This is a genomic window from Streptomyces capoamus, assembly GCF_014654935.1.
Lineage (GTDB): Bacteria > Actinomycetota > Actinomycetes > Streptomycetales > Streptomycetaceae > Streptomyces > Streptomyces capoamus.
The window spans coordinates 131,402-153,139 of sequence record NZ_BNBF01000001.1 but is presented as its reverse complement, the minus strand read 5'-3'; the positions used below and the strand labels follow the sequence as shown (position 1 = coordinate 153,139).

At 73.5% G+C, this 21,738-nt stretch carries 23 protein-coding genes; 13 read left to right on the top strand and 10 right to left on the bottom strand.

Annotation, left to right across the window (positions count from 1 at the left end; genetic code table 11):
- Positions 1-2 precede the first annotated feature (2 nt).
- From IE312_RS00735 to IE312_RS00700, 8 genes are all read right to left on the bottom strand, one after another.
- The gene (locus tag IE312_RS00735; RefSeq protein WP_189977256.1) at positions 3-1,598 is read right to left on the bottom strand and encodes an alpha/beta hydrolase; all 1,596 of its coding nucleotides are present in this window, start codon (positions 1,596-1,598) and stop codon (positions 3-5) included.
- 141 nt (positions 1,599-1,739) lie between these two features.
- On the bottom strand, positions 1,740-2,507 hold the full coding sequence (locus IE312_RS00730) for an urease accessory protein UreD (protein ID WP_370467494.1): 768 nt from the start codon (positions 2,505-2,507) through the stop codon (positions 1,740-1,742).
- Complete coding sequence (gene ureG, locus IE312_RS00725; RefSeq protein WP_189977255.1) at positions 2,495-3,172, bottom strand: urease accessory protein UreG; 678 nt, start codon at positions 3,170-3,172, stop codon at positions 2,495-2,497. Before ureG ends, IE312_RS00730 begins: the two co-directional genes overlap by 13 nt.
- 81 nt (positions 3,173-3,253) lie before the next feature.
- A complete protein-coding gene (locus IE312_RS00720) occupies positions 3,254-3,928 on the bottom strand; it encodes an urease accessory protein UreF (RefSeq protein WP_189977253.1) in 675 nt (224 codons plus the stop codon).
- 10 nt (positions 3,929-3,938) lie between these two features.
- Positions 3,939-5,660 (bottom strand): urease subunit alpha, encoded by a 1,722-nt coding sequence (locus tag IE312_RS00715; protein ID WP_189977250.1) that lies wholly within the window; start codon positions 5,658-5,660, stop codon positions 3,939-3,941.
- Positions 5,653-5,964 carry an urease subunit beta gene (locus IE312_RS00710; RefSeq protein WP_189977248.1) on the bottom strand — a complete coding sequence of 104 codons (312 nt, stop codon included), beginning with the start codon at positions 5,962-5,964 and terminating at the stop codon, positions 5,653-5,655. The genes IE312_RS00715 and IE312_RS00710 overlap by 8 nt, the downstream gene beginning before the upstream one ends.
- A gap of 11 nt (positions 5,965-5,975) precedes the next feature.
- Positions 5,976-6,278 (bottom strand): urease subunit gamma, encoded by a 303-nt coding sequence (locus IE312_RS00705; RefSeq protein WP_189977239.1) that lies wholly within the window; start codon positions 6,276-6,278, stop codon positions 5,976-5,978.
- 226 nt (positions 6,279-6,504) lie between these two features.
- On the bottom strand, positions 6,505-6,783 hold the full coding sequence (locus IE312_RS00700) for a type II toxin-antitoxin system Phd/YefM family antitoxin (RefSeq protein ID WP_189977237.1): 279 nt from the start codon (positions 6,781-6,783) through the stop codon (positions 6,505-6,507).
- An 86-nt stretch (positions 6,784-6,869) separates the two neighbouring features.
- Here IE312_RS00700 and IE312_RS00695 point away from each other — a divergent pair, with 86 nt between their 5' ends.
- The 3 genes from IE312_RS00695 (at position 6,870) to IE312_RS00685 (ending at position 8,870) form a co-directional block, all read left to right on the top strand.
- Positions 6,870-7,505: an ATP-dependent Clp protease proteolytic subunit gene (locus IE312_RS00695; RefSeq protein ID WP_189977235.1), complete on the top strand. Its 636-nt coding sequence runs from the start codon at positions 6,870-6,872 to the stop codon at positions 7,503-7,505.
- A gap of 7 nt (positions 7,506-7,512) precedes the next feature.
- Entirely contained in the window at positions 7,513-7,818 is a 306-nt protein-coding gene (locus IE312_RS00690) for a hypothetical protein (protein ID WP_189977233.1), read from the top strand.
- 578 nt (positions 7,819-8,396) lie between these two features.
- A complete protein-coding gene (locus IE312_RS00685; RefSeq protein WP_189977231.1) occupies positions 8,397-8,870 on the top strand; it encodes a C40 family peptidase in 474 nt (157 codons plus the stop codon).
- 258 nt (positions 8,871-9,128) lie between these two features.
- Here the strand turns inward: IE312_RS00685 and IE312_RS00680 are convergent, their stop codons facing one another.
- Positions 9,129-9,584 carry an ATP-binding protein gene (locus tag IE312_RS00680; protein WP_189977229.1) on the bottom strand — a complete coding sequence of 152 codons (456 nt, stop codon included), beginning with the start codon at positions 9,582-9,584 and terminating at the stop codon, positions 9,129-9,131.
- A 213-nt stretch (positions 9,585-9,797) separates the two neighbouring features.
- On the opposite strand from IE312_RS00680, the gene IE312_RS00675 reads away from it, so the two are divergent.
- Entirely contained in the window at positions 9,798-10,658 is an 861-nt protein-coding gene (locus tag IE312_RS00675; protein WP_189977227.1) for a helix-turn-helix domain-containing protein, read from the top strand.
- 9 nt (positions 10,659-10,667) lie between these two features.
- Positions 10,668-10,889 (top strand): DUF397 domain-containing protein, encoded by a 222-nt coding sequence (locus IE312_RS00670; protein ID WP_189977225.1) that lies wholly within the window; start codon positions 10,668-10,670, stop codon positions 10,887-10,889.
- Positions 10,890-10,946: 57 nt separating this feature from the next.
- On the opposite strand, the gene IE312_RS00665 is transcribed toward IE312_RS00670, so the two are convergent.
- Positions 10,947-12,074, bottom strand: coding sequence for an 8-amino-7-oxononanoate synthase (locus tag IE312_RS00665; protein WP_189977223.1), 1,128 nt, complete (start codon positions 12,072-12,074; stop codon positions 10,947-10,949).
- Positions 12,075-12,222: 148 nt separating this feature from the next.
- Here IE312_RS00665 and bioB point away from each other — a divergent pair, with 148 nt between their 5' ends.
- The 8 genes from bioB to IE312_RS38360 form a co-directional block, all read left to right on the top strand.
- Positions 12,223-13,446 carry a biotin synthase BioB gene (bioB, locus tag IE312_RS00660; RefSeq protein WP_189977221.1) on the top strand — a complete coding sequence of 408 codons (1,224 nt, stop codon included), beginning with the start codon at positions 12,223-12,225 and terminating at the stop codon, positions 13,444-13,446.
- Positions 13,439-14,719, top strand: coding sequence for an adenosylmethionine--8-amino-7-oxononanoate transaminase (locus IE312_RS00655; protein WP_189977219.1), 1,281 nt, complete (start codon positions 13,439-13,441; stop codon positions 14,717-14,719). The genes bioB and IE312_RS00655 overlap by 8 nt, the downstream gene beginning before the upstream one ends.
- A gap of 1 nt (position 14,720) precedes the next feature.
- Positions 14,721-15,437: a dethiobiotin synthase gene (gene bioD, locus IE312_RS00650; RefSeq protein WP_189977216.1), complete on the top strand. Its 717-nt coding sequence runs from the start codon at positions 14,721-14,723 to the stop codon at positions 15,435-15,437.
- Positions 15,438-15,809: 372 nt separating this feature from the next.
- On the top strand, positions 15,810-16,502 hold the full coding sequence (locus IE312_RS00645) for a class I SAM-dependent methyltransferase (protein ID WP_189977214.1): 693 nt from the start codon (positions 15,810-15,812) through the stop codon (positions 16,500-16,502).
- Positions 16,503-16,779: 277 nt separating this feature from the next.
- The gene (locus IE312_RS00640) at positions 16,780-17,622 is read left to right on the top strand and encodes an ABC transporter ATP-binding protein (protein ID WP_189977212.1); all 843 of its coding nucleotides are present in this window, start codon (positions 16,780-16,782) and stop codon (positions 17,620-17,622) included.
- A gap of 4 nt (positions 17,623-17,626) precedes the next feature.
- Entirely contained in the window at positions 17,627-20,203 is a 2,577-nt protein-coding gene (locus tag IE312_RS00635) for an ABC transporter permease (RefSeq protein ID WP_189977210.1), read from the top strand.
- 180 nt (positions 20,204-20,383) lie between these two features.
- Positions 20,384-20,809, top strand: coding sequence for a GNAT family N-acetyltransferase (locus IE312_RS00630; protein ID WP_189977208.1), 426 nt, complete (start codon positions 20,384-20,386; stop codon positions 20,807-20,809).
- A gap of 160 nt (positions 20,810-20,969) precedes the next feature.
- Positions 20,970-21,738, top strand: a 769-nt coding sequence (locus IE312_RS38360; protein WP_229898814.1) for a hemolysin family protein, incomplete at its 3' end; no start/stop codon positions are given.

The window sequence follows — 21,738 nt, the reverse complement described above, 5'->3', positions numbered from 1 at the left end:
CGTTACGGCTTGGGCGTGGCGTGCGGGGCGCAGGTCACGTCCTTGCCGTCCAGCGTGCCGTCGAGCAGGTAGGCGTCGACGCGCTGGTTGATGCAGGGGTTGACCAGGCCGGTCACGCCGTGGGAGCCCGCGTCCTTCTCGGTGATCAGGCGGGAGCCCTTGAAGCGCTTGTGCAGGGCGACGGCGCCGTCGTACGGGGTGGCGGCGTCACGGGTGGACTGCACGATCAGGACCTTCGGCAGGCCCTTGTGGGTGGTGACGTCGATCGGGGTGCGCTGCTTGGCCGACCACGTGGCGCACGGCAGGTTCATCCAGGCGTTGGCCCAGGTCAGGAACGGGTAGTCCTTGTTGAGCCGGGTGTTGTCCCGGTCCCACTTCGACCAGCTGGTGGGCCACTTGGCGTCGGCGCACTCGACGGCCGTGTAGACGGCGTTGCTGTTCTCGGCCGCGATGTTGCCCGCCGTGTCCGACAGGTCCGGGGCGGCCGCGTCGACCAGCGCCTGGGAGTCACCGGCGAAGTACTTGCTGAACGCGGTGGCGACCGGCACCCACGAGGAGTCGTAGTACGGCGCGCTCTGGAAGAAGGAGATCAGTTCGGCCGGACCGACGACCCCGCCGATCGGGTGCTTCTTCGCGGTGGCCCGCAGTTCGAGCCACTTGGCCTGGACGGCGGCGCGGGTGGTGCCGAGGTGGAAGGCCGCGTCGTTGGCGGCGACCCAGTCCTGCCAGTCCTTCCAGCGGCCCTCGAAGGCGACGTCCTGGTCCAGGTTGGCCTGGTACCAGATCTTCTCCCGCTTCGGGTTGACCACGCTGTCCACGATCATGCGGCGCAGGTGGCCCGGGAAGAGGGTGCCGTAGACGGCGCCCAGGTAGGTGCCGTAGGACACGCCGAGGTAGTTGAGCTTCTTCTCGCCCAGTGCGGCGCGGATGACGTCCAGGTCGCGGGCGGTGTTCGGCGTGGTCATGTGCGGCAGCATCGCGCCGCTGCGCTTGGCGCAGCCGTCCGCGTAGGCGCGGGCCAGCTTGCGCTGCGCGGTCTTGTCGGCACGGCTGTCGGGCACCGGGTCCATCTTGGGCGCCTTGACGAACTCCTGCGGGTCGATGCAGGAGATGGGCGCCGAGTGGCCGACGCCGCGCGGGTCGAAGCCGACGAAGTCGTACGCCTTGGAGACGTTCGCCCAGATGGGGTTCTTGGTGGTGACCCGGCGCGGGAAGCGCAGGCCGGAGCCACCGGGACCGCCCGGGTTGTAGACGAGCGCGCCCTGGCGCTCCTTCTTGGTACCGGTGTTGCCGATGCGGTCCACGGCCAGCTTGATCTGCTTGCCGTTGGGGTGCGCGTAGTCGAGCGGCACGCTGACCCAGCCGCACTGGATGGGCTTCTCCAGCCCCCAGTCGGCCGGGCAGTCCTGCCACTTGACGCCGGCCTTGGCGGCGCGGGCGGCGGCTGTCTGCGCGCCCTTGGCCTCCCGGTCCGGCGCGGTCCGGCCGACGGCACCGGCCGTGGGCGCCGACACGACGCCGGCGATCAGGGTGGCGGTGACGAGTGCGCCGGCGGAACCGAGTGCCAGGAGGCGGCTCTTCGGTCTGTTCTCCCTCAAGTGGGCCCTCCGCGTCTCGCTGTGAGTGGTCAGGCGGGGATCCTCTCGGCTGCGGGGTCGCGGGGAACAGGGTTTGCCGGGCATCTTTACCAATCCGATAACCGGACGATCATGTTCGTGCCGCGGACCGCCGGTCCCGGCTCAGTCCAGCCGGGCCGACGCCTCGTCCAGCAGCCGCCGCAGCCGCAGCGCGTCCGGCGCGACGGCGCTGACCAGAACCGCCGGACCGGCCAGCGGAACCAGGGCCGCGCCCTCCCCCAGTACCTGCGCCGGAACCGGGGACCGCGCGAACCGGGGACGTACGACGACGAGTTGGCCCACCGCACGGTACCCCGCCAGTACCGCCGGCCCGTCCCAGCCGCCCGGCGCGCCGGGGCCGCAGGACAGCTCCTGGTCCAGCACGGTGCGGCCCGCGATCCGCACGGTCAGCCGGCTGGTGAGCCGGCCTGGCTGCTCCCCGGTCCGCCCCAGCACCTGCTCCTCGCGCAGCACGAGCCGGGCACCGGCGGCGAGTTCGGCCCGGGTGGTGACGTACAGGTCGCTGCCCTCGGCGGCGATCAGCTGCTCGGGCAGCCAGTGCAGTTCGGCCCCGTCGGCGACGTCGAGGCGGACGTCGTAGCGCGCCGCGTCCTTGGTCTGGCCCGGCAGGGCGAGGGTGGCGGCGGCCGATCCGACGTGCAGTCGGGCGCCCTCCTCCAGCCGGGCGGACAGGGTGAAGCGGTCACCGCCGAGCGGCCCGCTCATCGCGCCGACGACCATGACCTTCGCCCCGGGGCCGGTCGACCGGGTGCGCCGCGGCGCCAGCGGGCCCTCGCCGTCCAGGACGGGCAGCGCCGTACCGCCGCGGCCGTCGGCGCGGGCGACGATCCGGGCGTGCCCGCGGACCCCGGTGACGGTCACGCCGTCCACGCGGCGAGCCGCCCGCGCACCCACGCGGCCACGTCCGCGACCCCCCGCTCATCGCGCAACGACTGCAGGACGACGGGCAGTTCGGCCCGCTGGGCCTTGGCGTCGGCGGCCATCCGGGCCAGGTCGGAGCCGACGTACGGGGCGAGGTCGGTCTTGTTGACGACGAGCAGGTCGGCGGTGGTGACACCGGGGCCGCCCTTGCGCGGGATGTCGTCGCCGCCGGCCACGTCGATGACGAAGACCTGGGCGTCCACGAGCCCCTTGGAGAACGTGGCGGTGAGGTTGTCACCGCCGGACTCCACGAGGATCAGGTCCAGCGGGCCGACCGCGTCCTCCAGGTCCTCGACGGCTTCGAGGTTGGCGGAGATGTCGTCGCGGATCGCGGTGTGCGGGCAGGCGCCCGTCTCGACGGCGGTGATCCGCTCGGGCGGCAGCACGGCCTCCCGGAGCAGGAACTCGGCATCCTCGCGGGTGTAGATGTCGTTGGTGACGACCGCGAGGGACAGCTCGTCACGCAGCGCCCGGCAGAGCGCGGCGACGGTGGCGGTCTTGCCGGAGCCCACGGGGCCGCCGAGCCCGATGCGCAGGGCGCGGCGGCTGCCGTCGGGACGACGGGCGTCCGCGCTGACGGCGGCGGGGCCCGGGTGGGTGTGGTCCAGGTGCATGTACGGCTCCTTGTGCGAGTGGCCCGCAGCCGGCGGAAGGCCACTGTCCGTGGGGGGAGTTGGTCGAAAGGGCGGGCGGGATCAGGACGCGAACAGCCGGACGGGCCAGGCGGCGTGGGCCTCGGCCATGACCTCCAGCAGCGGTGCCGAGGCCGCCGGCAGTGCGTCGGTGCCCTCGTCGGCCACCCTGCGTGCCGCCTCCACCGCGCTGTCCGCGACGCGGTCCAGCTCGGGGGCCAGCCGGGCGAGGACCCCGGTCGCGTCGAACGGGTCGAGGCTCAGCAGCCGCACGGTGGCCGTCGCCGGTCCGCTGACGCTCTCGTACGCCGCGCAGTGCGCCGCGTCCCCGGGTCCGAGTCCGGCCGCCCGGGCGGCGAGGCCGAGCACGACGGGCTGGTGGGCGCCCTTGGGGAACTGCCGGGCCACGGCGTCGAGTCCGGGCGACGGCCAGGTCGCCCGGGCGGCCCGCAGCAGCTGCCGGCCCAGGCGCCGGGCAGCGGCCCGCAGGGCCGGGGACGGGGTGCGGGCGTCGGCCGCCGCGTCCAGTCCGGCGGGGTCGGCGCCGAGCGCGGCCGCCGCCGCGAGGGCCGCCGCGACCAGCCCGGCGGTGTGCAGCCGGCCCCGGCAGAAGTCCTCCAGGCTCGCGGCGCCGGTGATCCGCCCGGCCTTGACGGCGGCCTCCGCCCCGCCCGAGTGCGCGTGCCCGCCGGCGGGGAAGCGGCCGTCGGCCAGGACGAGGAGTGCTGCCCGTGACATCGCACCGCCCTCAGAACAGGAAGTAGCGCTGGGCCATGGGCAGTTCGACGGCGGGCGTGGCCTCGACCAGCTCGCCGTCGATGTGCACGGCGAAGCTGTCGGGGTCGATCCGCACGTCCGGCAGGGCGTCGTTCTCCCGCAGATCGGCCTTGGTGACCGCGCGGGTGGACTCGATCGCCGCGAACCGCTTGCCGAGGCCCAGCCGCTCCGGCAGCCCGTCCTCGATCGCCAGGGGCGCCACGAAGTTGACGGAGTTGGCGGCGGGGGCCCGGCCGATCGCGCCGTACATCGGGCGGGGCAGGATCGGCTGCGGGGTGGGGATGGAGGCGTTGGCGTCGCCCATCTGCGCGTACGCGATCTGCCCGCCCTTGATGACGAGGAGCGGCTTGACCCCGAAGAACGCGGGCTCCCACAGCACCAGGTCGGCGAGCTTGCCGGTCTCGACGGAGCCGATCTCGGCGGCGAGGCCCTGGGCGAGCGCCGGGTTGATCGTGTACTTGGCGACATACCGCCGTACCCGGTGGTTGTCGGCGCGGCCGTCGCCGGGCAGCGCGCCCCGCCGGCGCTTCATGACGTGCGCGGTCTGCCAGGTCCGCAGGACGACCTCGCCGACGCGGCCCATGGCCTGGGAGTCGGAGGAGATGATCGAGATCGCGCCGAGGTCGTGGAGGATGTCCTCCGCGCCGATGGTGGACGGGCGGATGCGGGACTCGGCGAACGCGAGGTCCTCGGGGACGGCCGGGTTGAGGTGGTGGCACACCATCAGCATGTCGAGGTGTTCCTCGGTCGTGTTGACGGTGAAGGGCCGGGTCGGATTGGTGGAGCTGGGCAGCACGTTGGGCCGCGAGACGACCGTCATGATGTCGGGCGCGTGGCCGCCGCCGGCGCCCTCGGTGTGGTACGAGTGGATGCCCCGGCCCGCGATCGCGGCGAGCGTGTCGCCGACGAAGCCCGCCTCGTTGAGGGTGTCGGTGTGGATGGCGACCTGGATGCCGGTGCGGTCGGCGACGGTCAGCGCCGCGTCGATGACGGCCGGCGTGGAGCCCCAGTCCTCGTGCAGCTTCAGGCCGACGGCGCCGCCGCGGATCTGGGACAGCATCGCCTCGTGGCTGACGGTGTTGCCCTTGCCGAGGAGGCCGACGTTGACCGGGTAGGCCTCCATCGCCTCCAGCATCCGGGCCAGGTGCCAGGGGCCGGGGGTGACGGTGGTGGCCTTGGAGCCCTCGGCGGGTCCGGTGCCGCCGCCGACCAGGGTGGTGATGCCGGAGGCCAGCGCCTCGTCCGCGACCTGCGGGCAGATGAAGTGCACGTGCGCGTCGATGGCGCCGGCGGTGAGGATGCGCCCGTTGCCCGCGATGACCTCGGTCTCGGGGCCGATGACGAGGTCCGGGTGGACGCCGTCCATGGTGTCGGGGTTGCCGGCCTTGCCGAGGGCGGTGATCCGGCCGTCACGGATGCCGACGTCGGCCTTGACGACGCCCCAGTGGTCGACGACGACGGCACCGGTGATCACGGTGTCCGGGGTGCCCTCGGCGCGGGTGGCGCGGGACTGGCCCATGGACTCCCGGATGACCTTGCCGCCGCCGAACACCGCTTCGTCGCCGGAGCTGCCGGGGCCGCCGGAGCGGTCCTCCTCGATCTCGATGAGCAGGTCGGTGTCGGCGAGCCGGATCCGGTCGCCGGTGGTGGGGCCGAACAGGTCGGCGTAGGCGGCGCGGGAGATCTCAGGCATCGAGGGCGCCCCCGGTCTCCCCGCGCAGTCCGGGCACGATCCGGGCGCCGGCCAGCGGGACGAGCCCGACCTCCACGGGGATGCCGGGTTCGAAGCGGACGGCGGTGCCCGCGGCGACGTCCAGCCGCTTGCCGCGGGCGGCGGCGCGGTCGAACCGCAGCCCGGGGTTGGCCTCGGCGAAGTGGTAGTGGGAGCCGACCTGGACGGGCCGGTCGGCGGCGTTGAGCACGGTCAGCCGGGTGACCTCGCGGCCCGCGTTGAAGACGACGGGGCCGTCCGCGAAAAGGATCTCTCCGGGAATCATCGCGGTCCCCCTCAGACGATCGGCTCGTGGACGGTGACCAGCTTGGTGCCGTCCGGGAAGGTGGCCTCGACCTGGACGTCGTGGATCATCTCCGGGACCCCTTCCATGACGTCGTCCCGGGTCAGGATCTTGCGGCCGGAGGACATCAGCTCGGCGACCGTGCGGCCGTCGCGCGCGCCCTCGAGGATGTGCGAGGTGATCAGCGCGACCGCTTCGGGGTGGTTGAGCTTGAGCCCGCGGGCCCTGCGCTTCTCGGCCACGTCGGCCGCCACGTGGATGAGCAGCCTCTCCTGCTCGTGCGGGGTCAGTTGCACGTCCCACCTCACCGTCCTCGCTCCGGGCCGTGCCGGGCCCGGGTGCCGCAGCCACCGCGACGGGGACAGGTCTAACACACGGACAAATGCCCGGACCGTCGTCAATCCGGGCAGAAAAACCCCCGGTGGCGTGGATCGGCAGGCTAAAACGCCGGAGTTTCAACGACGTTAACCAGACCTTGATCGGCCCATGACCGGCCGATGGGCTGCCGCAGAGGCGGCCGGCTCAGGGCGCGCCCGGCCGCCGGTGCTCCGCCGCGATGCCGAAGCGCTGCCGCTCGGGGGGTACGGAACCGGTCTCCCGGACGCGGGACACCGAGCTGATGACCTGTCCCCCGGCCGGCTCGTCCAGGGCGTCGAGGCGTTCGAGGTCGGCGGCCGAGACCAACGCGACCAGCGGCTTGCCGTGCCGGGTCACGACGACGCGCTCACCGCCGTACACGACGCGGTTGATCAGGTCGGCGAGCTCAGCCCTGGCTTGCGTCACCGGAATCTCGTAGGCCATACGTCCATCATAACGTCAGGTACGTCCTGTACATTCTGTACAGAAGTCGGGGCCCGTGGGGCTTCGCCAGGAGGAGGGGTATGTCCATGCACCGACCAGCCGCCCGCCACGTGCTGCCCGAGTTCGGCGAGCGCACCGGGAACACCGTCCGCACGCTCGACCCGTACGCGAAGCTCTTCGAGGACCGGATCGTCTTCCTCGGCACGCCGGTCGACAACGCGGCGGCGAGCGACGTGACCGCGCAGCTGATGTACCTGGAACACGCGGCCCCGGACCGGGACATCACGCTGTACGTGAACTCGCCGGGCGGCTCCTTCGAGGCCATGACGGCGGTCTACGACACGATGCAGTACGTCAGTTGCGACGTGGTGACCTACTGCCTCGGCCAGGCCGGCGCCTCGGCCGCGGTACTGCTCGCGGCCGGCGCCCCCGGCAAGCGGTTCACCCTGCCCGGCGCCCGCATGGTGCTCGAGCAGCCCGCGCTGCCCGAGCCGGTGCGCGGCCAGCCCAGCGACCTGCTCATCCAGGCCGCGGAATGGGACCGGACCCGGGCGACGCTGGAGCGGATGCTCGTCCGGCACACGGGGCGCACGGCCGGGCAGGTCCACGAGGACCTCGAACGCGACCTGGTCCTGGACGCCGCCGGGGCCGTCGCCTACGGCCTGGTGGACGGCATCGTGCCCGGCCGCCGGGACACCCCCGGCGCACCGGACGCGAGGTGAGCCGCCCATGCTGCCGGACCTTCCGCCGCTGCCCGCGCTGACGCGCGCCGAGGGCGAGTTGATCGACCGCTACCTGGAGGCCGTCGACCTGCTGGGCCGCGTCAACCCGGCCCGGCCGGGCGACACGTACCGCGGACTGCGCGCGGCCCAGGCCCTGGTGCGCAAGGCGGCAGAGCTGCGGGACGCGCTCGCGCTGATGCACCAGCGGGGCGAGACGGAGCTGCACGGGGACACGCTGGCACGGGCCTTGCGGGTGCTGGACGGTGAGCGCCGGGCCGCTCGCGTCGCGCTCCCGCCGGACGGCGTCGGCTGAGGCGGACGCCGGTGGCGGTCCGATGGGACCCGGGAGTCGACACGCGCCGTCCGTACGGGACTTGAAACGCCCCGAATGACGTACCGCCGACCGGTGTACATCCGGACCGTTTCCCGGGCCTCCCGAGTTGCGCGGCGCGCGGATCCATGAGCCGCCAGGAGGCGTTCCGCCCCAGGTCGCGGGCTACGCACGGGACCTGACGGGGGCTCGAACAGAGCAGTGTCCACCCGAACGGGTGAGTGGTGAGTAACCCCACAAATCCCCGATTCCGTTGGGATTTTAGGACAGTCGTGAGCCAAGATCCCTGTCTGACGACAAGCCCCCGCCACCGCGGCGGGGCGATCCGGGCGGACGCCGAGTCCTGCCGCCGCCCGGATGACCGGTCGACAGGAGTGGATCGGCAGGAGTGGAGGACCCAAGCAAGACGGGTCGCCGGACCGGATGCACGTCTGTTCGACACGGACGGGCGTCAGGCTCCGAGCAACCCTTGGGGTGAAGCCGCGGCAACGCGGCCGGGCAACTTCGCCAGCCCGAATCCGACAGGTCATCCTTCACAGGCGGCTGACGAAGGGTTGCGCATGACTGCGCTCAATCGTGTCCCGTCGCTGATGGCCCGGGCCGGCACGGCCTCGGCCCTCACCCTCGCCGCCGTGGGCGGCTCGATCGCGGTGCCCGGCCTCGCCACCGACGCCTCCGCCGCGACGCTGGCGACGAAAGCACTCAAGGTCGCGGCCTCCAAGAAGGGCGCCCCCTACGCGTGGGGAGCGACCGGACCCCGCAGGTTCGACTGCTCGGGGCTGACGCTCTACTCGTTCAAGAAGGCCGGCAAGAAGCTGCCGCGCACCGCGGCCCAGCAGTACAACAAGACGCACCACATCTCCGCCCGCAGCCGCAAGGCGGGCGACCTGGTCTTCTTCCACTCGGGTTCCAGCGTCTACCACGTCGGCATCTACGCCGGCCACGGGAAGATCTGGCACGCCCCCAGGACCGGGGACGTGGTGAGGCTGCAGAAGATCTGGACGAAGAGCGTCTGGTACGGCCGGGTCAACTGACCTGACGTCGGGGCGGGAGCGGTCCCGGAGGCAGGGCCGCTCCCTAACGCCGTCGGCGCCACCCCGGTGCCGCCCGCGGGCACGGACCGCGGGCGGCAGGGCACAGCGCCGGTACGGCCGGTACGGCGACAGGCCCCCGGACCGCGATCACGCCGGTCGCGGCGCGGGCCCTGGCGGGCGGCCGGCCGCGGCGGGGGATCTCGGACGGGGAGGGCCAGGAAGGGTGCCGAGCGCCCCGGTGAGGGAACCGGCGAGGGGCTACGGCTCCTGCAGGGCCGCCGGGACCGGTGCGGCCGGAAGGGTCCACGGGAGTTCGATCGAGACGGTCTTGCCGCCCTCGCGCGTGGGGCGGATGCGGAGTCTGCCGCCGCACTCGGCGGTGAGCCAGCGGATGATGACCATGCCCCGCCCGTTGTCCTGCTGGACGGCGGCGGGCAGCCTCTTCGGGAGGCGGGGGTGGCTGTCCGTCACGCCGATGCGCAGGCGTTCGTCCTGGTGCAGCGCGAGGTCGACCGTGAAGGTGGGTGACTGGCCGAAGGTGTGCTGTACGGCGTTCGTGGCGAGTTCGGAGACGATGAGGCGGACCGTGTCGGCCGTCTCGGTGTCCGACGGCAGGCCCCACTCCGCCAGGGTGCCCACGACGTAGGAGCGGGCGGCGGAGACCGAGGCGGGATCGCTCGGCAGAGTGACGGATGCTTCCAGGTGGTCTGCCATGGCGAGGTCGTCCCTTTCCCACGGGACCGCGGTCCGACAGACGGCGGGGGGTTCGAGTACGGTCCCGGACTGGTGCTTGTTCGCCAGACTGCCACCAACGGTCCGGTCACGCGGCGCGATCCACCAAGATATGCATATATCTGTCGCCCGAAGCGGTGAACTCTGCGACGCAATACCGTATTCGGGCGGCCCGGAAGGAGTAAGGAGAAGCCCATGCAGAACGGTCCGGCGGTGCGGCGCCGCAAATTGGGCGCCGAACTGCGCACGCTGCGTACCGGCGCCGGGCTCACGAGCGGTGACGCGGCCCGGCTGGTGGGCTGGCACCAGTCGAAGGTCAGCCGCATCGAGACCGGCGCGAGCGGCGTAAAACCGGCCGATCTGCGCTTACTCCTGGACGCCTACGGGGTCCGGGACAGACATCTGCGCGAGTTGCTGCTGATGCTGGCGGGCTCGCAGGACACGGGCGGACGGCACCGCTGGTGGCACGCCTACCGCGGGGTGCTGCCGCCCACGTACCGCGATTTCATCAGCCTGGAGTCACAGGCCGGCGCCATGCGCACGCTGGAGACCACGGTGGTGCCCGGGCTGCTGCAGACCGCGGAGTACGCCCGCGCGGTGACCCGGGCCGCCGTGAAGGACCTGGACGAGGAACGCCTGGACACCCTGGTGGAAGTGCGTCTGGCCAGGCAGGACGTGCTCCGTTCGGATCCGCCGCTGGTGTTGAGCGCCGTCCTGGACGAGGCGGTGCTGCGCCGCGAGGTGGGCGGGCCGGGGGTGATGGCCCGGCAGCTGGAGCGGCTGACGGAGGCGGCGCGGCTGCCCCAGGTACGGCTGCAGGTCCTGCCGTTCGCCGCGGGAGCACATGTCGGCCTCACCGGGCCTTTCGTTATCTTCTCATTTCCGAGCACTTCTGATCTGGATGTGGTTGTTCTCGACCAGTTGACGAGTAGCCTCTACCTGGAACGGAAAGAAGACCTCAAGGCCTACTCCGAGGCCTTCAAGACCCTTCAGTTCCACGCCCTTTCCCCCGAGGAATCGTTGGACTACATCGCCGGAATAGGTGACGGCGCGTAAGGAGGCACCATGTCAGCACTGCCTCGGAACGTCCCTGCCAGTACCGACCTGCACGACGTGCGCTGGCTGCGCAGCAGCCACAGCACGGGAGCCAACAACTGCGTGGAGACGGCACGGCCGCGCTCCGGCCCCGCGGCCGGACTGCTCGCCGTGCGCGACTCCAAGCGGCCGGCCGGACCCGCCCTGCTCTTCTCCCCCGCGAGCTGGACGGGCTTCCTGACCGCACTCTGATCGCAGTCGATCAGTCTCTGACCACTTCCAGGCGGCACTCGGCCGTGTCACGCCGACTCATGGTCGCGTTTCGCCGATGACTCGTACAGCGCGTTCGATCTCCGCCCCGGACAGGTCCGCGCGGGCGGTCAGCCTCAGCCGGGAGATGCCGTCGGGCACGGAAGGAGGGCGGAAACAGCCCACGGCGAGGCCTGCCGTACGGCAGTCGGCCGCCCAGCGCACCGCCTGTTCCGGGGACGGAGCCCGCACGGAGACCACCGCGGCGTCCGGACGCACCGCCTCCAGACCCGTGGCGGTCAGGCGCGCGTGCAGCTCCGCGGCCACCTCGCGGGCCCGCACCGCCCGACCGGGTTCGCGCTCCAGCAGCCGCAGCGCCGCCAGGGCGGCACCGGCCGCCGCCGGCGCCAGACCCGTGTCGAAGATGAACGTCCGGGCCGCGTTGACCAGGTGGTCGATCACCCGGGCCGGGCCCAGCACCACACCGCCCTGACTGCCCAGCGACTTGGACAGGGTGGCCGTGACGACCACGTCCCCGGCGCCCGCCAGCCCGGCCGCGTGCGGCGCGCCCCGGCCCCCGTCACCCAGTACGCCCAGTCCGTGCGCGTCGTCCACGACGAGTCCCGCGCCGTGCGCCCGGCAGACCGCGGCCAGTTCGGCCAGCGGGGCCCTGTCGCCGTCGACGGAGAACACCGTGTCCGAGACGACGATCGCCGGGCCCGCGTGACCGGTCAGCGCCTTGTCCACGGCCTCGGGATCGGCGTGCGCGACGACCTGCCGCTCGCCCCGGGCGAGCCGGCAGCCGTCGATGAGGGAGGCGTGGTTGCCCGCGTCGGACACGACCAGCGAGCCGTGCGGGCCCAGTGCGGTGACCGCCGCCAGGTTGGCGGCGTACCCGGAGGAGAACACCAGGGCCGCCTCGAAGCCGCAGAAGTCCGCGAGCGCGCGCTCCAGCTCCGTGTGCAGGCCGGTGGTGCCGGTGACCAGCCGGGAGCCGGTGGACCCGGCGCCCCAGGTCCGGGCGGCCGCGGCCGCGCCCTCGGTGACCTCGGGGTGGCGCGCCAGTCCCAGGTAGTCGTTGCTCGCCAGGTCCAGCAGCGTCGAGTCGGCGGGGCGCGGGCGCAGGGTGCGCACGAGTCCGGCGCGGCGGCGCCCCTCGGCCTGCTCGTCGATCCAGCCGAACGCCATGGGTCCTCCGGTGCTTTTTGTAGGTAGCGGACAGACCTTAGCGGGACGACCAGCCACCCAGTGTGTGGCAATACCCACACGGTGAACCGGCTCTGTTGTGCGAAGTCTCCTTGGCCCGGGGCGGTCGCGTAGGACAGGATCAGGCCTCATGGACCTGCTGAACACGCTGGTGGACAAGGGGCTTCGGCGCGAGCTGCCGACCCGCGAGGAAGCGCTCGCCGTGCTGGCCACCTCCGATGACGACCTGCTCGACGTGGTGGCCGCGGCCGGCAAGGTGCGCCGGCACTGGTTCGGGCGCCGGGTGAAACTCAACTATCTGGTCAACCTCAAGTCGGGCCTGTGCCCGGAGGACTGCTCCTACTGCTCCCAGCGGCTCGGCTCCAAGGCCGACATCCTGAAGTACACCTGGCTCAAGCCGGACGAGGCCTCCCAGGCCGCCGCCGCGGGTCTCGCCGGGGGCGCCAAGCGGGTCTGCCTGGTGGCCAGCGGGCGCGGCCCGACGGACCGGGACGTGGACCGGGTCTCGCAGACCATCAAGGCGATCAAGGAGCAGAACGACGGCGTCGAGGTGTGCGCCTGTCTCGGCCTGCTCTCCGACGGCCAGGCCGAACGGCTGCGCGAGGCCGGCGCGGACGCCTACAACCACAACCTCAACACGTCCGAGGGCACGTACGGGGACATCACGACCACCCACACGTACGCCGACCGGGTGGACACGGTGCAGAAGGCGCACGCGGCCGGCCTGTCCGCCTGCTCGGGTCTGATCGCCGGCATGGGCGAGACCGACGAGGACCTCGTCGACGTGGTCTTCTCGCTGCGGGAACTGGACCCGGACTCGGTTCCGGTGAACTTCCTGATCCCGTTCGAGGGCACCCCGCTGGCCAAGGAGTGGAACCTCACCCCGCAGCGCTGCCTGCGAATCCTGGCGATGGTCCGGTTCGTCTGCCCGGACGTGGAGGTCCGCATCGCGGGCGGGCGCGAGGTCCACCTGCGCACGATGCAGCCGCTGGCGCTGCACCTGGCCAACTCCATCTTCCTCGGCGACTACCTGACCAGCGAGGGCCAGGCCGGCAAGGCCGACCTGGAGATGATCGCGGACGCCGGCTTCGAGGTGGAGGGCGCCGGCGAGGTGACGCTGCCGGAGCACCGGGCGGCGGCCGCCGGGGGCGGCTGCGGGTCCCACGCCGGGGCGGGCTGCGGGTCCGACGCCGGGGCGGGCTGCGGGGCGCACGAGGGCGGCGGCTGCGGGTCGCACGAGGGTGCGGGCGGCGTCTGCGGTACGGCCGCCGTCGCCACGGCCGCCGAACCGCGCGCCGATCTGGTCGCGGTCCGCCGCCGGGGCGCCGGAACGGACCTCGCGCCCAATGCCTGACCTGGACGTGCCGGAGCTGCTGGAGCTGGACCGACGGCACGTGTGGCATCCGTACGGTCCGATGCCCGGGCGCGCGGAACCGCTCGTCGTGGAGTCGGCGAGCGGGGTCCGGCTGCGGCTGGCGGACGGCTCCGGCGAACTCGTCGACGGCATGTCGTCGTGGTGGTCGGCCATCCACGGCTACCGCCACCCGGTGCTCGACGAGGCCGTGCGCGCACAGCTGGGCCGGATGAGCCACGTCATGTTCGGCGGGCTCACGCACGAGCCCGCCGTCCGGCTCGCGAAGCTCCTTGTCGACATGTCGCCCGACGGGCTGGAGCACGTGTTCCTGGCCGACTCGGGATCGGTGTCGGTCGAGGTCGCCGTGAAGATGTGCCTGCAGTACTGGCGTTCACTCGGCCGGCCGGAGAAGCGGCGGCTGTTGACCTGGCGGGGCGGCTACCACGGCGACACCTGGCAGCCGATGTCGGTGTGCGACCCCGAGGGCGGGATGCACGAGCTGTGGTCCGGCGTGCTGCCGCGCCAGCTGTTCGCGGACGCGCCGCCCGCCGCGTACGAGGAGTCGTACGCGGAGCACCTGCGCGAGATGGTCGGGCGGCACGCGGACGAGCTGGCCGCGGTGATCGTGGAGCCGGTGGTGCAGGGGGCCGGCGGCATGCGCTTCCACTCCCCCGCGTACCTGCGGGTCCTGCGCGAGGCGTGCGACGCGCACGACGTGCTGCTGGTGTTCGACGAGATCGCCACCGGTTTCGGCCGCACCGGCGCGCTGTTCGCGGCGGAGCACGCGGCCGTCAGCCCGGACGTGATGTGCGTGGGCAAGGCGCTGACCGGCGGCTACCTGACGATGGCGGCCACCTTGTGCACCGCGCGGGTCGCCGACGGCATCTCGCGGGGCGACGTCCCGGTGCTCGCGCACGGCCCCACGTTCATGGGCAACCCGCTGGCGGCGGCCGTGGCCTGCGCCTCCCTCGAACTGTTGCTCGGGCAGGACTGGCGCGCCGAGGTTAAACGGATCGAGACGGGCCTGGAAGAGGGCCTGGCGCCGGCGCGCGAACTCGCCGGGGTGCGCGACGTGCGCGTGCTGGGGGCCATCGGAGTGGTCCAGCTCGACCACCCGGTGGACATGCGGGCCGCGACCGAAGCCGCCGTACGGGAGGGTGTGTGGCTGCGCCCCTTCCGCGACCTGGTCTACACGATGCCGCCGTACGTCACCTCGGACGAGGACGTGGCACGGATCGCGCGCGCGGTGTGCGCCGCGGCGCTGGAGGGATGACATGCCGGTACTGGTGATCACGGGGACGGGCACGGAGATCGGCAAGACCGTCACCACGGCCGCCGTCGCCACTGCGGCGCTGGCGGCCGGGCGTTCGGTGGCCGTGCTGAAGGCCGCCCAGACGGGCGTGGGGCCGGACGAACGCGGGGACGCCGACGAGGTCGCGCGGCTCGCCGGTCCGGTCACGGCCGCCGAGATCGCGCGCTTCCCCGAGCCCTTGGCGCCGGGTACGGCGGCGCGGCGGGCCGGGATGGCGCCGGTGCACCCGCAGGAGGTGGCCGAGCGGGCCGCCAAGCTGGCCGCCGAGCACGATCTGGTGCTGGTCGAGGGGGCGGGCGGACTGCTCGTCCGGTTCGACGCGGCGGGCGGGACGCTGGCCGACGTGGCCCGGCTGCTGGACGCGCCGGTGCTGGTCGTGGTGCAGGCCGGGCTGGGCACGCTCAACGTCACGGAGCTGACGGCCCGGGAACTGCGGCGCCAGGGGCTGGGGTTCGCCGGGTTGGTGATCGGCAGCTGGCCCGACACCCCCGACCTGGCCACCCGTTGCAACGTGGCCGAGCTGCCGGAGGTCGCCGGCGCCCCGCTGCTGGGGGCGCTGCCCTCCGGGGCCGGGGCGCTGCCGCCCGCGGAGTTCCGCACGGCGGCACCGGGCTGGCTGGCTCCCCGGCTGGACGGCACGTGGGACGCGGAGGCGTTCCGGGTGCGGCAGACGCCGTGACCGCCGGCCGGCACGGCGTGCGTCCGCCGCCTGCCGGGACTCCGGTGGGTCGACGGGCGCCCGTGCCGGGTGAGCCTGCCGGGACCGCGGCCGGGACACCGCCGGCCGAAGGAGGGTTCGGCGGGGATGCGCGGGCGTGTCGCGGGGGACACTTTTCCTAGGGCGTGTCTTTCGGATCGGCCCGACTCGGATCGGCGGTGCCTTGTCGGTGCCGGTGAGCGGGGCTCGGTGCGTGCGGCCGCAAGGCGGAGGAGGGAGTCGACGCGGAGCGTCGGCGACCGACGACAACGCGGCGGACGTGCGTGCCGAGCCCCGCGGCCCCGGGGTGATACGAAAGACCGCCCTAGGGCCGTGCTGTCCAGGGAGGTTGCCATGCGGCTGCTGTCCACCCGTTCCGGCCGGGTCGCGCGCGGTCCCGTCCACCATCCGCTGTTCGCCCGCTACTACGCCCGGATCAGCGTGGGCGCCGAGTCCCGGTTCGGGATGGCCGGGGTGCGGGAGCGGCTGCTCGCCGGGCTGTCCGGCCGGGTGATCGAGGTCGGCGCGGGCAACGGGCTCAACTTCGGGCACTATCCGGGCACGGTGGCGGAGGTCGTCGCGATCGAACCGGAGCCGCGGCTGAGGCACCTCGCGCTGGAGGCCGCGCTGCGCGCCGAGGTGCCGGTCGACGTGGTGCCGGGGGCGGCGGAGGCCCTGCCCGTCAAGAGCGAGGCGTTCGACGCGGCCGTGCTGTCGCTGGTCCTGTGCAGCGTGCGGGACGTCGAGCGGGCGCTCGGCGAGGTACGACGGGTGCTGCGGCCCGGCGGCGAGGTGCGGTTCTTCGAGCACGGGCGGGGTGGCGGCCGGGTGATGGGGCTGACCCAGCAGACCCTGGACCGCACCCTGTGGCCGGTCCTGAACGGCGGCTGCCACCTGTCCCGGGAGCCGGTCACCGCGTTGCGCGCCGCCGGGTTCCGCCTCGGCCCGCACCGGCGGGTGCTGCTGCCGGACAAGGGCCCGGCGCTGCCGACGTCGTACTGCTCGCTCGGCGTCGCCTGGCGCCCGGACGAGCCGGACCCCCGCTGACCGGCCGCCCTCCTCGCTCCGCTCCTGCGGGACGGCCGTCACCCGATGCGGGGCTCGGCACGCGCGCGGACGTGAGCCCGCGAACGAAACACGGCTCCGCCCCGCCACCGCCGGCAACGGCGCGCACATACGCTGCGCCCGGCCCCCGTGTCCCCTACGCTCGCCCGGTACGGGCGGTACGCCACGGGCGGCGCGGTAGCCGGGCGGCCGTCCGGGGCGGACGCGGCCGTGTGTCCGCCCGCGGAGGCGGTTCCGGTCCGGTGACGGGGAGGCAGTCTTGTCCACACCTGCGGCGCAGCACGCACCCGGGCGTACGCCGGGCGGCGGGACCGCGGCCCGGGCACGCGGGCTGACCAAGGCGTACGGCTCCGGCGAGACGGCCGTGCTCGCGCTGGACGCGGTGGACGTGGACATCGCGCGGGGCCGGTTCACCGCCGTGATGGGACCCTCGGGCTCCGGGAAGTCCACCCTCATGCACTGCCTCGCGGGTCTCGACACCGTCTCCGCCGGCCGGGTGTGGCTCGGCGGCACAGAGATCACGGGGCTGCGGGAGCGGGAGCTGACCCGGCTGCGGCGGGACCGGATCGGGTTCGTGTTCCAGTCGTTCAACCTCGTCCCGACACTGACCGCGGCCGAGAACATCACCCTGCCGATGGACATCGCCGGCCGGCGGCCCGACGCGCGGTGGCTGGACCAGGTCGTCGACACGCTCGGGCTGCGTCCCCGCCTCGCGCACCGCCCGGCCCAGCTCTCCGGCGGCCAGCAGCAGCGCGTCGCCTGCGCGCGGGCCCTGGCCTCCCGCCCGGAGCTGGTCCTCGCCGACGAGCCGACCGGCAACCTGGACTCGCGGACCGGCCGGGAGGTACTGGCCTTCCTGCGCGGTGCCGTGGACGACCTCGGCCAGACCGTCGTCATGGTGACGCACGACCCGGGGGCCGCCGCCCACTCCGATCTGGTGCTCTTCCTCGCCGACGGACGGATCGTGGACGAGATGCCCGAACCGACGGCCGAGGCCGTGCTGGAGCGCATGCGCGTCCTTCCGGCCGGCGGCCCGCGGGAGCCCGGGAGCGTCCCGGTCCGGCGCCGGCCCGGCGCCGGGCGCACCGCCGAGGAGGACTGATCCGGTGCTCAAGGCAACCTTGAGGAGCTTCCTCGCGCACAAGGGACGGCTGGCGCTGTCCGCGCTGGCGGTGATCCTGTCCGTGGCGTTCGTCGCGGGCAGCCTGATCTTCTCCGACACCGTCAGCCGTACCTTCGACCGGCTGTTCGCCTCCACCGCCGCCGATGTGACGGTCCAGCCCCGGGAGGACCTGCGGTCGGCGCGGACGAGCGGCGCGGTGCAGACCGTGCCGGCCGCCCTGCGGGACCGGGTGGCCGGGGTCGACGGGGTGGCGGCGGCCCGCGCGGAGGTGTCGGTGCGCAACGTGGTGGTGGTCGACCGCCGCAACCGCTCCGTCGGCCCCACCACCGGCGCCCCTACCGTCGCCGCCGCCTGGTACGCCACCGACCGCAGCCCGGTGCGGCTGACGTCGGGTCACGCGCCGCGCGGGGCCGGGGAGGCGCTGCTGGACGCGGACACGGCCGGCCGCAGGCACGTCCGGATCGGGGACACGCTGACCGTGCAGGCACAGCCGGGCGCCTTCCGGGTCCGGGTCGCCGGCATCGCCACCTTCACCACGACCAATCCGGGGGCGGCCCTGCTCTACCTGGACCCGGCGGTGGCCGGCCGGGAACTGCTCGGCTCCTCCGCGCGGGCGACCGCCGTCGCGGCGGACGCGGCACCGGGCGTGTCCGACGCGGAACTCAAGCGCCGGATCGGCGCGGTGGTCGGTACCCGGACCTACGAGGTGAAGACCGCCGGCGAACAGGCCCGGTCGGCCGCCGCCGCGCTGGGCACCTTCCTCGACGTGGTCAAGTACGTGATGCTGGGGTTCGCCGGTGTGGCCCTGCTGGTCGGCGTGTTCCTGATCGTCAACACCTTCTCCATGCTGATCGCCCAGCGCACCCGGGAACTGGGCCTGCTGCGGGCGCTGGGCGCGGACCGCCGCCAGGTACGGCGTTCGGTGCTCACCGAGGCGCTGCTGCTGGGGCTGGTCGGCTCCACGCTCGGGCTGGCCGCCGGCATAGGGCTGGCGTTCGGGCTGATCCGGCTGATGAGCGCGTTCGGGATGCACCTGAGGGCCGCGGAGATGGTGATCGGCTGGGGGACACCGGTCGCGGCCTACGTCGTCGGCCTCGGCGTGACCTTCGTGGCCGCTTACCTGCCCGCGCGGCGCGCGGCGGCCGTCTCGCCGATGGCGGCACTGGCCAGTGACGGCGTCGGCGAGACGGCCGGTGCGGGCAGGCCGCTGAGGACGCGGGCGATCGCCGGTGCGGTGGTCGGGACGGCCGGCGCGGCGGCGCTGGCCGGCTGCGCGACGGCGACGCGGACCGCGCGGGCCGCCTCCCTCCTGGGTGCCGGTGTGGTGCTGACGCTGATCGCGACCGTGGTGGCCGGTCCGCTGCTGGTGCGGCCGGTGATCCGGGTGCTGGGCGCGGCCTTCCCCGTGCTGTTCGGCCCCGTAGGCCGGATGAGCCGGCGCAACGCGCTGCGCGATCCGCGCCGGACCGGCGCCACGGCCGCCGCGCTGATGGTGGGCCTGGCCCTGGTCGGCGGCATGTCGGTGGCGAGCGCCTCGATGTCCGCGTCGTTCGACCGGCAGATCGACCGCACGCTGGGCGCCGACTTCGTCGTCCAGAACGCCAACTTCCTGCCCTTCACACGGCAGATCGCGGACCGGGCCGCCGGGACACCCGGGGTGGGACTCGTCGTACGGCAGCGGCGCACGCCGATCGCGGTGCGCCTGCCGGACGGCAGGCGGGTGACGACGACCGCCGCCGGGTACGGTCGGCGGCTCGACGACGTCGCGCACATCACGTACGCGCGGGGCGGCTCGGCGGCCGCCCTGGCCGACGGGCACCTCGCCCTGGACGCCGGCTACGCCGAGGAGCACGGGGTGCGGATCGGCAGTGTGCTGCCGGTCGAGTTCCCGGGCGGGCGCCGGACGGAGCTGACCGTCGGTGCGCTGACCGACCAGGACGCGGCCGACGGCTTCGGCACCGAGGGCGGCCTGTTCCTCGGTCTGCCGACCCTGCAGAGGTACGTGCCGGACGGGCAGGACGCGGCGCTCTACGTCAACGCGGCCCCCGGCACCGACCCGGCGCGGCTGCGGCCCCGCCTGGAGCGGGCGCTGGGCTCCTTCCCGCAGGTGCAGGTGCGCGACCAGGCCGATTACAAGGACCTGGTCCACGACCAGATCGCCGTGCTGCTGTACCTGGTGTACGCGCTGCTCGGGCTGGCGATCGTCATCGCCGTCCTGGGCGTGGTGAACACCCTCGCCCTGTCGGTGGTGGAGCGCACCCGGGAGATCGGGCTGCTGCGGGCGATCGGGCTGGGGCGGCGGCAGGTGCGCCGGATGATCCGGCTGGAGTCGGTGGTGATCGCGGTGTTCGGGGCGGTGCTGGGGCTGGGGCTGGGGCTCGTGTGGGGGGTGTGCATGCAGCGGGTGCTGGCCCTGCGCGGGCTGACGGCGCTCGCGATCCCCTGGGGCACGATCGTCGCGGTGGTGCTCGGCTCGGTGGTGGTGGGCGTGGTGGCGGCCCTGCTGCCGGCGCTGCGGGCATCCCGGATGAACGTGCTGGCGGCCATCGCCCACGAGTGAACCAGCCCCGGCGATCACGCCGGCGCGCGCGTGACGACATCGGACGGGGTCGACCCGCCCGTCGGCGGGGAGAGACGAGGGCGCGTCCGGATCGACCTGCGCGGGCATGCCGAGGGACGCGAGAAGTCCGCATGACGGAACTCCGGGCGTCGCCCGGACGGCGTCGATCACGATGACGGGATGACAGATCTTCGTATACGCGCCGCCGTGTCCGCGGACGCCGACTCCGTCCTCGCCTTCTGGCGGACGGCCGCCGAGGGGACGAGCATCAGTGACGACCTGGCCGGTGTGCGGCGGCTGGTCGACCGCGACCCGGAGGCGCTCCTGCTGGCCGAGCTGGACGGTGAACTGGTGGGCACGGTGATCGCCGGCTTCGACGGCTGGCGGTGCCATCTGTACCGGCTCGCGGTGCGTCCGGGGCTGCGGCGGCGGGGCATCGGCTCGGCGCTGCTGGCCGCCGCCGAGGAGCGCTTCGTACGGCTCGGCGGGCGGCGCGCGGACGCGATGGTGCTGGTCCGCAACGAGAGCGCGCAGCACGCCTGGCGCGCGGCCGGCTACGGACCGGAGGAGCGGTGGCGGCGCTGGGTGAAGCCGCTGGCCGACTGAGGCCGGACCCCTCTCCGGACTTCTTTGCCCATCCTTTACCCTGGAGGGAGCACTCGGCCCTCTATGAAAGGTTGTGAGCGTCCGCCCATGGGCGAGCCTCCCGGTCCGCGACATCGCGCGTCGTGCCCCACCCTGTCCGATCATGGGAGGGGGTGACCCGATGACCGAAGTGCTCCTCCTCCTGGTGGCGATCCTGCTGTCACTGGCCTGCGGCGCCTTCGTGGCGGCCGAGTTCTCGCTGACCACGGTCGAACGCGGCGAGCTGGAGCGGGCCGCCGCGCGCGGCGAGCGCGGCGCCGCGGGCGCCCTGAAGGCCGTACGGAACCTGACCTTCCAGCTCTCCGGCGCCCAGCTGGGCATCACCGTGACCAACCTGGTGGTCGGCATGCTCGCCGAGCCGTCGATCGCCAAGCTGCTCGCCGGGCCGTTCACGGCCATGGGGCTGTCCCGGACCACGGCGAGTTCCGTTGCGCTGGTGCTGGGCACGGCCCTGTCGACGGTGTTCCTGATGGTCGTCGGCGAGCTGGTGCCCAAGAACTGGGCGATCTCCTCGCCGCTGGCCATGGCCAAGCGGGTGGGCAGCGCCCAGCGCTGGTTCAGCGCGGTCTTCCGGCCCTTCATCACCCACCTGAACAACACTGCCAACCGCTTCGTCCGCCGGCTCGGCATCGAGCCCGCCGAGGAGCTGGCCTCCGCGCGCGGGCCGCAGGAGCTGGCCGCGCTCGCCCGGCACTCCGCCAAGCAGGGCGCCCTGGAGCCGGACACCGCCGAGCTGTTCGTGCGGACGCTGAACCTGGCCGACCTCACGGCCGAGAACGTGATGACCCCCCGCGTCCAGGTCATCGCCCTGGACACCCAGGCGACCTGCGAGGACGTGGCCAACGCGACCCGCGCGACCGGACTGAGCCGGTTCCCGGTCTACCGGGGAA

Excerpts from the sequence above, each read along its gene's own strand:
- ureG (WP_189977255.1), bottom strand. The coding sequence starts at position 3,172 with ATGCACCTGGACCACACCCACCCGGGCCCCGCCGCCGTCAGCGCGGAC.
- IE312_RS00720 (WP_189977253.1), bottom strand. The coding sequence starts at position 3,928 with ATGTCACGGGCAGCACTCCTCGTCCTGGCCGACGGCCGCTTCCCCGCC.
- IE312_RS00715 (WP_189977250.1), bottom strand. The coding sequence starts at position 5,660 with ATGCCTGAGATCTCCCGCGCCGCCTACGCCGACCTGTTCGGCCCCACC.
- IE312_RS00710 (WP_189977248.1), bottom strand. The coding sequence starts at position 5,964 with ATGATTCCCGGAGAGATCCTTTTCGCGGACGGCCCCGTCGTCTTCAAC.
- IE312_RS00700 (WP_189977237.1), bottom strand. The coding sequence starts at position 6,783 with ATGGCCTACGAGATTCCGGTGACGCAAGCCAGGGCTGAGCTCGCCGAC.
- IE312_RS00695 (WP_189977235.1), top strand. The coding sequence starts at position 6,870 with ATGCACCGACCAGCCGCCCGCCACGTGCTGCCCGAGTTCGGCGAGCGC.
- IE312_RS00690 (WP_189977233.1), top strand. The coding sequence starts at position 7,513 with ATGCTGCCGGACCTTCCGCCGCTGCCCGCGCTGACGCGCGCCGAGGGC.
- IE312_RS00685 (WP_189977231.1), top strand. The coding sequence starts at position 8,397 with ATGACTGCGCTCAATCGTGTCCCGTCGCTGATGGCCCGGGCCGGCACG.
- IE312_RS00680 (WP_189977229.1), bottom strand. The coding sequence starts at position 9,584 with ATGGCAGACCACCTGGAAGCATCCGTCACTCTGCCGAGCGATCCCGCC.
- IE312_RS00675 (WP_189977227.1), top strand. The coding sequence starts at position 9,798 with ATGCAGAACGGTCCGGCGGTGCGGCGCCGCAAATTGGGCGCCGAACTG.
- IE312_RS00670 (WP_189977225.1), top strand. The coding sequence starts at position 10,668 with ATGTCAGCACTGCCTCGGAACGTCCCTGCCAGTACCGACCTGCACGAC.
- IE312_RS00665 (WP_189977223.1), bottom strand. The coding sequence starts at position 12,074 with ATGGCGTTCGGCTGGATCGACGAGCAGGCCGAGGGGCGCCGCCGCGCC.
- bioB (WP_189977221.1), top strand. The coding sequence starts at position 12,223 with ATGGACCTGCTGAACACGCTGGTGGACAAGGGGCTTCGGCGCGAGCTG.
- IE312_RS00655 (WP_189977219.1), top strand. The coding sequence starts at position 13,439 with ATGCCTGACCTGGACGTGCCGGAGCTGCTGGAGCTGGACCGACGGCAC.
- bioD (WP_189977216.1), top strand. The coding sequence starts at position 14,721 with ATGCCGGTACTGGTGATCACGGGGACGGGCACGGAGATCGGCAAGACC.
- IE312_RS00645 (WP_189977214.1), top strand. The coding sequence starts at position 15,810 with ATGCGGCTGCTGTCCACCCGTTCCGGCCGGGTCGCGCGCGGTCCCGTC.
- IE312_RS00630 (WP_189977208.1), top strand. The coding sequence starts at position 20,384 with ATGACAGATCTTCGTATACGCGCCGCCGTGTCCGCGGACGCCGACTCC.